The organism is Enterobacter sp. ZOR0014, assembly GCF_000798855.1.
In the GTDB taxonomy this organism is placed as follows: Bacteria; Pseudomonadota; Gammaproteobacteria; order Enterobacterales; family Enterobacteriaceae; genus Enterobacter; species Enterobacter kobei.
In genome coordinates this window covers 1-11,048 of sequence record NZ_JTLF01000353.1, presented here as the reverse complement: position 1 = coordinate 11,048, position 11,048 = coordinate 1, and the positions used below count along the sequence as shown (strand labels likewise).

The following is an 11,048-nucleotide window of genomic DNA, read 5'->3' as shown; positions in this document are numbered from 1 at the left end:
GAACATGTTTATGCATATGCCAATAGCCTGCAGCGTACCGTTGCGACCGCACAATTCTTCATTACCGGCGCGTTCCCGGGGTGCGATGTGCCTGTGCATCATCAGGAAAAAATGGGCACGATGGATCCCACCTTTAATCCGGTCATTACCGATAACTCGCCTGAGTTCCGCGAAAAAGCGCTGAAGGCGATGGAGACCGAGCGGCAGAAAATGCAGCTTTCAGAAAGCTATAAGCTGCTGGAGCAGATGACGAACTACGCCGATTCGCCGTCCTGCAAAGAGAAAAAAGTCTGCTCGCTGGCGGACGCGAAAGATACGTTCAGTGCCGACTATGAAAAAGAGCCAGGCGTGTCCGGTCCGCTGAAAGTGGGTAACTCGCTGGTGGATGCGTTCACGCTGCAATATTACGAAGGTTTCCCGGCTGACCAGGTGGCCTGGGGTGAGATCAAGACTGACCAGCAGTGGCGTGTGCTGTCGAAGCTCAAAAACGGCTATCAGGACTCGCTGTTTACCTCCACCGAGGTGGCGCAAAACGTGGCCAAACCGCTGGTGAAATATATTGATAACGCGCTGGTCACCGATCAGGCGAAAGCGCCTAAAATCACCCTGCTGGTAGGGCATGATTCGAACATTGCGTCGCTGCTAACCGCGCTGGATTTCAAACCGTATCAACTCCACGATCAGCACGAGCGCACGCCAATTGGCGGCAAAATAGTCTTCCAGCGCTGGCATGACAAAAACGCTAACCAGGAACTGATGAAAATTGAGTATGTCTACCAGAGCTCAGAGCAGCTGCGAAACGCCAGCGTGCTGTCGCTGGAATCCCCCGCGCAGCGTGTAACGCTGGAGCTGAAAGGCTGCCCGGTGGATGCTAACGGCTTCTGCCCGGTTGATAAGTTTAATGCGGTGATGAACAGCGCGGCAAAATAGAGGATAACCCCCCGCAAAGGCGGGGGGAAACGTTCAGACGTTTTTACGTTCGATGGTCTGTTCGCCCCAGAAGAGCGAGTCTTTGTCCGTCTTTTCGAAGGCGCGAACCAGCACTTCGTCGCTACCTTCTTCCCAAATCTGCTCTGCCAGTTTCTCGTCATATTTCGCGACTTCAAAAATGGCTTCGGCAATCTCCGGAGAGGTATTGCGTAAACTTGCCCATTCACCCACGCGGTGGGCTTTTGATTCCTGAGTTGGCATGCTTGTCCTCCTGTTGAGTTAGCCGTTCAGTTTTTTGGCGAGGCCCGCGACATGCTCACCCTGATAACGGGCGATGGCGAGCTCTTCGTCGCTCGGCTGTCGGGAACCATCGCCGCCGGCAATGGTGGTTGCACCGTAGGGAGTACCGCCACGTACCTGAGAAACATCAAAGAGTTCCTGCGCGCCGTAGCCAATCGGCACAATCACCATCCCATGATGAGCAAGGGTAGTCCAGGTTGAGGTAATCGTCTGCTCCTGACCGCCACCGGTGCCGGTAGAGCTGAAGACGCTGGCGAGTTTGCCGTATAAAGCGCCTGAGGCCCATAGCCCGCCCGTCTGATCGAGAAAGGTGCGCATCTGGCCGGACATATTGCCGAAACGGGTTGGCGTCCCGAAAATAATCGCATCGTAATCTGCCAGCTCCTGAGGCGTGGCGACCGGGGCATTCTGTGTTTTTCCCCCGGCTTTGGCGAAGGCTTCCGCCTGCATGGTTTCCGGTACGCGCTTCACCACAACCTCAACGCCGTCCACCCTGTTTGCACCTTCTGCGACTGCGTGAGCCATGGTTTCAATGTGTCCATACATGGAATAATAGAGCACCAGAACTTTTGCCATTTTGCATCACTCCTCGTTTGTGTTTTCTGACAGCGGATCGCTGCGTTCATTTAAAGATATGCCATCACGGCCAGACTGCAAAAATGAACACCATTTCTTTGATTTATAACAATATGATTGGGGAAGTGTGCTGTAGCAAAATGAAACAACTTTCTCGCCTCCGTTTTTTGAAATGATAAGAAAGAGTTATGAATCTCCGCCGCGTTATCTCACCCGAAAGACTGAGATCCTGTTGCAGGATATTACCAGCAGCTTGCCGGACAGCCTTAGTCCACTAAGCTTAGTTTCACGCGGCACAGATAAAGGCACTGTCCTCATGCCGCGAGGTGAAAGAATCCTCTTTTACTGAATGCAATATGATGTCTAATGTTTCACACTCTGGAGGTTAGAGATGGCAAACCATCGTGGTGGTTCAGGTAATTTCGCTGAAGACCGTGAAAGAGCATCAGAAGCAGGTCGTAAAGGTGGCCAGCATAGCGGGGGCAACTTCAAAAATGACCCTCAGCGCGCATCAGAGGCTGGCAAGAAAGGGGGTAAAAACAGCCACGGCAGCAATAAGTAACGCGCCAGGCTGAACCCTGCCGCCGGGCGTTCCCGGCGGTTTTTTTATTTCTGCAACATTGAACTGTAACCAAAGGCGACGCACACTACAGAATTGTTCTCATTTGCTGGTGTCGCATGTCTGTCTCACGCTTTAAATTCTCCGTAAAACCGCAGGAAGCCATCCTTATTCTCATCACCATGTTCTGGGGCGGGACGTTTCTGGCCGTCCAGTACGCGGTAACGCTGAGCGATCCGTTCTTTTTTGTTGGTTTGCGCTTTGCGACGGCGGCGATAGCCGTGGCGCTCGTATCGCTAAAATCCCTGCGCGGACTAACCCTCAAAGAGCTGAAGGCCGGGGTGGCGATCGGGGTGGCGATTGCAATGGGCTACTGCCTGCAGACATGGGGATTACAGACTATCTCCAGCAGCAAATCGGCATTTATCACCGCCATGTATGTACCGCTGGTACCGCTCCTGCAGTGGCTTTGCCTGGGACGGCTGCCGGGGATGATGTCCTGCATCGGTATCGTGCTGGCGTTTATCGGCCTGATTTTGCTGGCCGGGCCGGAAAATAACCTGCTGGCACTGGGACCGGGCGAGATCATTACCCTCGTCGGGGCGATTGCCATTGCGGCGGAAATTATTTTGATTAGCGCCTGGGCGGGCAAGGTGGACGTCAAGCGCGTGACGGTGGTCCAGCTCGCCACGGCGTCGCTGGTAGCGTTTGCGACGATGGTACCGGCCGGAGAGTCCGTGCCGCCGATGTCTACCGGTCTGATCGTGGTCGCGTTGGGGCTGGGCATCTTCAGCGCCATTATTCAGGTCACCATGAACTGGGCGCAGCGCAGCGTCTCCCCGACGCGGGCGACGGTGATCTACACCGGTGAACCGGTATGGGCGGGGATTTTTGGTCGCCTCGCCGGAGAGCGTTTGCCGCTGCTGGCCCTGGTCGGTGCGGCATTTATTGTCGCCGGGGTGCTGGTGAGCGAGCTGAAGCTCAGAAAACGCCGGATTGAGGTGAGCGATCTGACGACTGAAAAAGGTTGTGATTGAAAAACGGAGCGGATTAGTCCATGATATGTACGGATAAATACCGTACACGGTGATGTAAACCATGCCAGCACTTAAAAAACAGCGTATCGATCTTCGCTTAACGGACGAAGACAAAACAATGATTGAAGAAGCGGCGGCGATGACGAACCAGACAATCACCCAGTTTATGGTGAACAGTGCGTCAGAACGCGCTGCTGAAGTCATCGAACAACATCGGCGTCTCGTATTAAACGAGTCATCATGGAATGCGGTGATGGACGCCATCGACAATCCGCCAGAGCCAAATGAACGCCTGAAGCGAGCGGCAAAACGTCTTCGAAACATGGAGTGAAGCATCGTGGCAAATCTCACGATCGAAATGTTTTCAGAGGGAAGTGATTACGATTTCAGGGGCTTCGATTGTGGTGAACCCTCGCTCAATGCCTTCCTGACGGAACATCTGGTGCGTCAGCACAAGGGACGGATATTGCGAGGCTACCTGCTTAAAGATCGTGACCATCCGCGTGTGCTGGGCTATTACACGTTGTCCGGAAGCTGCTTTGAAAAAGCGATGCTTCCTTCTAAGACCCAGCAGCGTCGGATCCCCTATGTCAACGTACCCAGTGTGACGCTGGGGCGTCTGGCTGTGCATAAAGATCTACAGGGAAAGGAGTGGGGAACAACGCTCGTCGCACATGCTATGCGCGTTGTGTATCTGGCATCGCAGGCGGTAGGGGTACACGGAATCTTTGTTGATGCTCTCAATGAACAGGCAAAACGATTCTATCTGAAGCAGGGTTTTATTCCGCTGACAGGTGAAAACAGCCATTCTCTTTTCTTCCCCACAAAATCTATCGAACAACTCTTTGAGCAGGCGTGATCGTTGTACTGCCTTTTGATAGTACGCAAGATTATGGTCGGGTAAGGTGTGACTATTACCCGACGTCAAGATTTTACGAATCCTGATGCACCACCTCACCCTGCGGTGCTGCGCCCATCCGGCGGCTCAGCAGGGCGTTAAGCAGAATTGCCCCGAACGTTGCCGTGCCGATCCCACCAATCGTAAATCCGCCCAGCGTTAGCGCGAAATCGCCCGCGCCCAGCACCAGCGTGACCGCCACCATAATCAGGTTGCTGTTCTGGCTCAGATCGACCCGATGCTGCACCCAGATACGCGCCCCGGCCACGGCGATCAGCCCAAATACCACAATCGATGCCCCGCCGATGACCGGCGACGGAATGGTGTGGATCAGCGCGCCGAACTTCGGAGAGAAACCAAGCAGTATCGCCATCGCCGCTGCCGCGACGAAGACCAGCGTCGAGTAGACTTTGGTCACCGCCATCACGCCGATATTTTCGGCATAGGTGGTGACGCCGCTGCCGCCCACGGAGCCCGAGATCATGGTTGCCAGACCGTCACCGACAAACGCACGGCCCATGTACGGGTCCATACTGCGGCCGGTCATTCCCGCGACCGCCTTCAGGTGACCTAAGTTCTCCGCCACCAGGATCACCGCCACCGGTGCGATAAGCATCATTGCCTGGGTGTTAAAGGTGGGGGAAGTGACCTGCGGCAGGCCAAACCAGGCAGCCTGATGGAGCAGGGTAAAATCGACCGGCTTGCCGAGACCGAAAACGTTCGCCAGCAGAGCGTAAACCAGAGAGGCGACAATCAGCCCGACCAGAATCAGCAGACGCTGGATCATCCCGCGCGTAAACACCGCCACCAGGCCGATACACAGCACGGTGATCACCGCCATCCAGCTTTCAAACGGCGAGCCGGAGACGCTTTTCACCGCGATCGGCGCCAGGTTCAGGCCAATCGCCATGACGACGGCACCGGTCACCACGGGAGGCATCATGCGTTCGATCCAGCGCGTGCCAATCTTCATCACCACCAGACCAATCAGGGTATAGACCAGGCCGCAGGCGATGATGCCGCCGAGCGCCACGCTCAGGTTAGGGTTGATCCCCTGGCCGTTAAATCCGGTTGTGGCGATAACTACCCCGACAAACGCGGCGCTGGAGCCCAGATAGCTGGGCACGCGCCCACCGGTGACAAAAAAGAACAGCAGGGTGCCGATACCCGACATCAGAATCGACAGGTTGGGATCAAGCCCCATCAGCATCGGCATGAGTACGGTCGCACCAAACATCGCGACTGCATGCTGGACGCCCATCACCATCGTTTGTCCGAGCGGGAGTCGTTCATCAGGCGCGACCACGCCTGCTTCTGTGGAGGTCGATTTCAACTGCCAGTGGGGAAATCCGAACATGGTCTGTCTCCTTAAAGCGCCTTAGCAGGCGGGTCGCATAAGCGCGTGGTAGCCGCGGTCAAACCACACCAGCCCTTGCGGCGCGGGGTGGCGAACAATCGAAACAATGTCGCAAAACAGAATGTCGTGGGTACCGACGCTCACCACCTGGCTGATGCGGCAGTCAAACGAGGCCAGCGCATCCTCCAGACGCGGACACCCCGTGTCGCCCGTTTGCCAGCGGGCGGCGGCAAAGCGCGTCTCCATTGGCGTTTTGCCGCCAAACAGGTTGGATAGCGGCTCTTGTCCGGCGCTCAGGGTGTTCACGCACAGCGTGCGGTTTTCGCTAAACGTCGGCCAGACGGACGCGCCGCGGTTCAGGCATACCAGCAGGGTGGGAGGCGAATCCGTGACGCTGCACACCGCGCTGGCAGTGAATCCCGCCATTCCCGCCGGGCCGTCGGTGGTGATGATGTTGACTGCCGCGCCGACGCAGGCCATGGCGTCGCGAAAGGTTTGTTTATCCGGTGTCGTCATGATTGCTCCTTACGCCAGCCCGCAGGCATCTTCGAACGCCAGACGCGGCAGGCGTCCGTAAAGTTTGTTCGTATCACCATAGCCAATGTTGATCAGCAGATTGCTTTTAAGCAGCGTGCCGGTGAAAAAGGCCTCGTCGACCTTTTGTCGGTCAAAGCCTGACATCGGGCCGGTGTCCAGCCCGAGGGCGCGACAGGCGAAAATCAGGTAAGCAGCCTGCATTGAGCTGTTGCGAAATGCCGTCTCTTCGGCGAGCGCCGGGCTGGTGGTAAACCAGCTTCTGGCATCGCCGTGCGGGAACAGTTCCGGCAGGCGCTCATAAAACTCGCTGTCCCAGGCAACAATCGCCGTGACCGGCGCGGTGAGCGTTTTTTCCAGATTGCCGCTGGAGAGCGCCGGGCGCAGCTTCTCTTTTCCCTCTGCGCTGCGCACAAACACGATTCGCGCCGGGGAGCAGTTGGCGGAAGTTGGGCCCCATTTCATCAGGTCGTAGATTTCGCGCAGCGTCTCGTCGCTGACGGGCAGATTCTGCCAGCCGTTGTGGGTACGGGCGCCGGTGAATAGCGTTTCGCGCGCCGCAGGATTAATGGCTTCGCTCATTAAAGCTCCTTATAAAGCGGGTTCAGGACTGTGCAGCAGGCTGGCAAGCCCGTTCAGCAGCAGGGTGTTAAAGGCGTTCGGTTCGGTGACGTTGCAGGCATGCCCGCCCTGGCGCATGACCACGCTGTGGCTGCGTGGGAGAGCCGCCTGTAGCTCAGTCGAGCAGACAGAGGGCACCAGCATGTCGTCGGCGGAACAGATGAGGTGTACCGGACAATGAATACGCGCGGCGTGGCGGCTGAAATCCGCTTTCTTCAGGGCGCTGAGCCTGTGCAGCAGGTTGCTTTTGCCCTGGAAATGGGCCAGCGCCAGCGCTTCTTCGGCCTCCAGGCGGGGCGCACGAGCAGCCATCCAGTCTGCCGGGTAGAGAAACAGCGGCTGCGCCTCTACCCACGCCTGCGCGCCGCCGGAATGCAGCAAACGCTCGCGGATCTGAAAACAGCGTCGGGTATGGGCGTTGAGGGTTAGCCAGCCGTTGACGCACACCAGCGCGGTGAGCGCATCAGGTCTGTCGAGGGCCAGCTGTAGCCCGATCAGCGCGCCCAGCGCATGCCCTACCACGCAGTAGCGGGCAATTCCGACTTCAGCCAGCGCTATGGCCAGTTCGTCCGCCATTTGCGCCAGGCTATAGCCTTCCGGCAGGGTATCGCGGTTATTACCCGTCCCCCGCTGGTCATAGCAAACCACCTGATACTCCGGCTCCAGCGCGGCCAGCTGGGGCAGCCAGTAGCTGCCGCTGCCGCCGAGACCGGCAATGAGGACTACCACGGGTGCCCCCTCATACGGGGGCGGTGAGACGGAGAGTTTCATGGCTGCCTCACTTCGCAATGTGCGCAACGGTGGCAATTTCAACCAGCGCGTCAGGCTTCACCAGCCCGCACTGTATACAGAACCGGGCCGGCTTATCGCCGGGGAAGAACTCGGCGTAGATCTCGTTAATCGCGGCGTAGTTTTTCCAGTCGGTGATAAAGATGCTGTTGAAGGTCACATCCTCCATCGTGCCACCCGCCGTTTCGATCACGCTTTTGATCGTCTCCAGCACGTGGCGGGTTTGTGCCTTTGGGTCGTTGATAAACACCACGTTGTTGTCTTTATCAAACGGCAGCGTACCGGAGACATACACCACGCCGTCGGCGAGCGTTCCGGGGACAAACGGGGCAATCGGTGTGCTGGTGCCCGGCGGAATAATCACGGATTTCGGCATCGTCGTTCTCCTCAGGCGATACGGGCGAGCGGCGGATTCAGGGCATCGCAGAACGCTGCGACGTTACTCACCCAGCCAAAAAAGGTTTCGATATTGAACAGGGCCGCTTTCTGCGCGAATTCCGGCCCGGCCTGATGGGTCGCGTCTTCCAGCACCACGCCAAAATACTCAAGAAAAAAGCCGTCGCGCAGGGTCGACTCCACACAAACGTTGGTGGCGATGCCGGTAAAGACCAGGTGACGAATGCCCCGGCTGCGCAGCAGGCTGTCGAGCGGGGTGTTGAAAAAGCCGCTGTAGCGCGGTTTGGGCAAGACAATATCACCTGCCTGCGGGACCAGCTCGTCCACCAGCTGATAATCCCAGCCGCCTTTTGCCAGCAGCTTGCCCTGCAGTTCAGGGTTTTTGCGCATCGTTTTCAGGGCGTTGGACTTGTGGAAGTTGGGCGAGCCGGGGCCACCGGCCTCCACGTACTGGTCGTCCCAGCCGTTCTGGAACCAGACGATGAGCATGCCGGCTTTCCGTGCGGCGCTGACGGCGGTGTTGATGTTCGCAATGACCGGCTGCGTGGCGGAGACGTCGAACCCCGCCAGATCCAGATAACCCCCTTTACTGGCGTAGGCGTTTTGCATGTCCACCACGATCAGCGCGCTCTGCTGCGGCGCAAAGGTGATGGCTTCCGGGCGAGCGTTTAAGGTCGTCATTACGCAACCTCCTTCGTGACGGCAGGAATGTGGGCGCGGCATTGCATCAGCGGCTGGATGCGCTCACCGAAGGTTTCCACACCGGAGAGGAAATCATCGAAGGTCAGCAGAACGCCCTCTGCGCCGGGTACGGCGGCGACTTCGTCGAGCATTCTGGCAACGCTGGCATAGGATCCAACCAGCGTGCCCATATTGATATTGACGGCGGAGGTGGGGTCAGCCATCTGGCGGACGTTGGTGTCTGCGCCGGAACGGGTATCTTTCTGGCTCTGCTCGGTAAGCCAGCTCAGGGCCTCCTCGTCGGCACCGTCCTTGTAACACTCCCATTTCGCGCGTGCGGCCTCGTCGGTTTCGTCGGCAATCACCATAAACAGCACGTAGGAGCCCACGTCGCGCCCGGTTTTGTCGGCAGCCTCTTTCATGCGCGCCGCGGTGGGGGCGAAAGCGGCAGGGGTGTTAACGCCTTTCCCGAAGCAGAAGTTAAAGTCGGCGTATTTGGCGGAGAATTCCATCCCCGCGTCGCTCTGCCCGGCGCAGATCACCTTCATCGGCACCGACGGTTGCGGGCTGACGCGGCAGTCGTTCATGGTGAAGAAGTCACCTTTGAAATCGCTTTTGCCGGTGCCCCAGAGATCGCGCAGGACCTGCACGTATTCGGTCAGGTAGTCGTAGCGACGCGAGAAGTAATCGTCACCCGGCCAGAGCCCCATCTGCTCGTACTCCGGCTTTTGCCAGCCGGTCACCAGGTTCACGCCAAAGCGTCCTCCTGAGATCGAGTCGATGGTGGAGGCCATGCGCGCGACGATCGCCGGTGGCAGAGTGAGCGTGGCGGCGGTAGCGTAGATCTGAATCCGCGAGGTGACCGCGGCCAGTCCTGCCATCAGGGTGAAGGACTCCAGGTTGTGATCCCAGAATTCGGTTTTGCCGCCAAAGCCGCGCAGCTTGATCATCGAAAGCGCAAAGTCGAAATGGTAGTGCTCCGCTTTTTGCACGATGGCTTTATTCAGCTCAAAGGTCGGCATGTATTGCGGGGCAGTGGTCGAGATAAGCCAGCCGTTGTTGCCGATAGGTACAAATACGCCAATTTTCATCACGAACCTCTCTTCACTACGTTGCAGGTACTGGCGTTTTTGCAAAGGGAGTGCCAGTTTTGAAAATGACTTTGTTATTAATGTGTTAATCGAAAGTTGGCGTATTGATGCGGTTAAAAGTGGACTAACTGGTCAAAAACATTGCACAGAAAACAGGCATTCATGCGCGATGGGAGTGCAGAATGTCGTGGCGAGACGGGGGTTTTGCTATGCTGAGGGCAACGCAGAATAAGGAGAGCGGGAATGACACAAGGCGCAGTGAAAACACCAGGTAAACGGTCACAGGCAGTCAGCGCCAAGAAGCAGGCTATTCTCAGCGCGGCGCTGGAGACGTTTTCACAGTTTGGCATTCACGGCACGCGGCTGGAGCAGGTAGCGGAGCAGTCCGGGGTTTCCAAAACTAATCTGCTCTACTACTACCCGTCGAAAGAGGCGCTCTATGTGGCGGTGATGCAGCAGATCCTCGATATCTGGCTGGCGCCCCTGAAAGCGTTCCGCGCAGAGCTGGCCCCGCTGGTGGCGATCAAAGAGTACATCCGCCTGAAGCTGGAAGTGTCACGCGATTACCCGCAGGCGTCGCGCCTGTTTTGTCTTGAGATGCTGCAGGGCGCGCCGCTATTGCAGGCTGAGCTGACGGGGGATTTAAAGCAGCTGGTGGACGATAAGTCGGCGATTATTGCCGGCTGGGTCGCCAGCGGCAAGCTGGCGCCGGTCGATCCGCAACATTTGATCTTTATGATTTGGGCCGCCACCCAGCATTACGCTGACTTTGCGGCCCAGGTCGAGGCGGTGACCGGGAAAACGCTCCAGGATGAAGCGTTTTTCCACAGCACCCTGGAAAACGTACAGCGGATGATTATCGAAGGGATCCGCGTGCGTTAGTTTCCCGGCGGGAGAGGGCAGCTTAAATCGCCCTCTTCGCATTGCATCAGCGAGGCCAGAAACGCTTCTCGCTCCGCGGTTTTCTCTGCCAGACACTGATTGACAATCATTGGCTGAATGCTTCCACCTTCCGTACCCGAACCGATAAACGTGCAGTCTGCATCCCGCAGGGTAATCCACGCCTGCTGCGCTTTTTTTAGCAGGTCACGCTGGGGGGCTGCCGCACGTTTGATAGCGGCCTGATACGTCGCGTTGAGCTTCTTATCCGCCGCCTGGTACTGCTGCGCGCTACAGGTGTTCAGTTCAAGCTGGGTGGTGGCGTTGTCGCACTCGTTGGCCAGCGCGCTGGTGCTCAACAGCAGTGCGGCACCTGCGAGAAATACTCTTTTCAATGTTC

The 11,048-nt window shown here is 57.5% G+C and carries 16 protein-coding genes; 6 read left to right on the top strand and 10 right to left on the bottom strand.

Features of this window, described 5'->3' with window-relative positions:
• The coding region (gene agp / locus L977_RS20290) for a bifunctional glucose-1-phosphatase/inositol phosphatase (RefSeq protein ID WP_047626812.1) at window positions 1-930 on the top strand (930 nt) is incomplete at its 5' end.
• Between the two features lie 33 nt (window positions 931-963).
• Here the strand turns inward: agp and L977_RS20285 are convergent.
• Window positions 964-1,191, bottom strand: coding sequence for a YccJ family protein (locus L977_RS20285; protein WP_014883300.1), 228 nt, complete (start codon window positions 1,189-1,191; stop codon window positions 964-966).
• A gap of 18 nt (window positions 1,192-1,209) precedes the next feature.
• Window positions 1,210-1,806, bottom strand: a complete 597-nt coding sequence (gene wrbA, locus L977_RS20280) for an NAD(P)H:quinone oxidoreductase (protein ID WP_014883301.1) — start codon at window positions 1,804-1,806, stop codon at window positions 1,210-1,212.
• A gap of 391 nt (window positions 1,807-2,197) precedes the next feature.
• Here wrbA and L977_RS20275 point away from each other — a divergent pair, with 391 nt between their 5' ends.
• From L977_RS20275 to L977_RS20260, 4 genes are all read left to right on the top strand, one after another.
• Window positions 2,198-2,368 (top strand): general stress protein, encoded by a 171-nt coding sequence (locus L977_RS20275; RefSeq protein ID WP_023332656.1) that lies wholly within the window; start codon window positions 2,198-2,200, stop codon window positions 2,366-2,368.
• 116 nt (window positions 2,369-2,484) lie between these two features.
• Window positions 2,485-3,402 carry a DMT family transporter gene (locus tag L977_RS20270; RefSeq protein ID WP_047626810.1) on the top strand — a complete coding sequence of 306 codons (918 nt, stop codon included), beginning with the start codon at window positions 2,485-2,487 and terminating at the stop codon, window positions 3,400-3,402.
• Between the two features lie 61 nt (window positions 3,403-3,463).
• Window positions 3,464-3,733: a type II toxin-antitoxin system TacA family antitoxin gene (locus L977_RS20265; RefSeq protein ID WP_014883303.1), complete on the top strand. Its 270-nt coding sequence runs from the start codon at window positions 3,464-3,466 to the stop codon at window positions 3,731-3,733.
• Window positions 3,734-3,736: 3 nt separating this feature from the next.
• Window positions 3,737-4,261 carry a GNAT family N-acetyltransferase gene (locus L977_RS20260; RefSeq protein ID WP_176450254.1) on the top strand — a complete coding sequence of 175 codons (525 nt, stop codon included), beginning with the start codon at window positions 3,737-3,739 and terminating at the stop codon, window positions 4,259-4,261.
• A gap of 73 nt (window positions 4,262-4,334) precedes the next feature.
• Here the strand turns inward: L977_RS20260 and rutG are convergent, their stop codons facing one another.
• Genes rutG through rutA form a run of 7 tightly spaced genes read right to left on the bottom strand, consistent with a single transcriptional unit; the run spans window position 4,335 to window position 9,769 of the window.
• The gene (gene rutG / locus L977_RS20255; RefSeq protein ID WP_047626808.1) at window positions 4,335-5,657 is read right to left on the bottom strand and encodes a pyrimidine utilization transport protein G; all 1,323 of its coding nucleotides are present in this window, start codon (window positions 5,655-5,657) and stop codon (window positions 4,335-4,337) included.
• 21 nt (window positions 5,658-5,678) lie between these two features.
• Window positions 5,679-6,173: an NADH-dependent FMN reductase RutF gene (rutF, locus tag L977_RS20250; RefSeq protein WP_023332659.1), complete on the bottom strand. Its 495-nt coding sequence runs from the start codon at window positions 6,171-6,173 to the stop codon at window positions 5,679-5,681.
• 9 nt (window positions 6,174-6,182) lie between these two features.
• Window positions 6,183-6,773: a malonic semialdehyde reductase gene (locus tag L977_RS20245; protein WP_014883307.1), complete on the bottom strand. Its 591-nt coding sequence runs from the start codon at window positions 6,771-6,773 to the stop codon at window positions 6,183-6,185.
• 9 nt (window positions 6,774-6,782) lie between these two features.
• Entirely contained in the window at window positions 6,783-7,583 is an 801-nt protein-coding gene (rutD, locus tag L977_RS20240) for a pyrimidine utilization protein D (RefSeq protein ID WP_047626807.1), read from the bottom strand.
• 7 nt (window positions 7,584-7,590) lie between these two features.
• Window positions 7,591-7,977 (bottom strand): pyrimidine utilization protein C, encoded by a 387-nt coding sequence (gene rutC / locus L977_RS20235; protein ID WP_014883309.1) that lies wholly within the window; start codon window positions 7,975-7,977, stop codon window positions 7,591-7,593.
• A gap of 11 nt (window positions 7,978-7,988) precedes the next feature.
• Window positions 7,989-8,678: a pyrimidine utilization protein B gene (gene rutB, locus L977_RS20230; protein WP_047626805.1), complete on the bottom strand. Its 690-nt coding sequence runs from the start codon at window positions 8,676-8,678 to the stop codon at window positions 7,989-7,991.
• Window positions 8,678-9,769 carry a pyrimidine utilization protein A gene (gene rutA, locus L977_RS20225; protein WP_047626803.1) on the bottom strand — a complete coding sequence of 364 codons (1,092 nt, stop codon included), beginning with the start codon at window positions 9,767-9,769 and terminating at the stop codon, window positions 8,678-8,680. Before rutA ends, rutB begins: the two co-directional genes overlap by 1 nt.
• 243 nt (window positions 9,770-10,012) lie before the next feature.
• Between rutA and rutR the strand changes: the two genes are divergently transcribed.
• Window positions 10,013-10,651, top strand: coding sequence for an HTH-type transcriptional regulator RutR (gene rutR / locus L977_RS20220; RefSeq protein WP_014883312.1), 639 nt, complete (start codon window positions 10,013-10,015; stop codon window positions 10,649-10,651).
• On the opposite strand, the gene L977_RS20215 is transcribed toward rutR, so the two are convergent.
• Window positions 10,648-11,043, bottom strand: a complete 396-nt coding sequence (locus tag L977_RS20215) for a lysozyme inhibitor LprI family protein (RefSeq protein WP_014883313.1) — start codon at window positions 11,041-11,043, stop codon at window positions 10,648-10,650. The genes rutR and L977_RS20215 overlap by 4 nt on opposite strands.
• Between the last annotated feature and the right edge of the window lie 5 nt (window positions 11,044-11,048).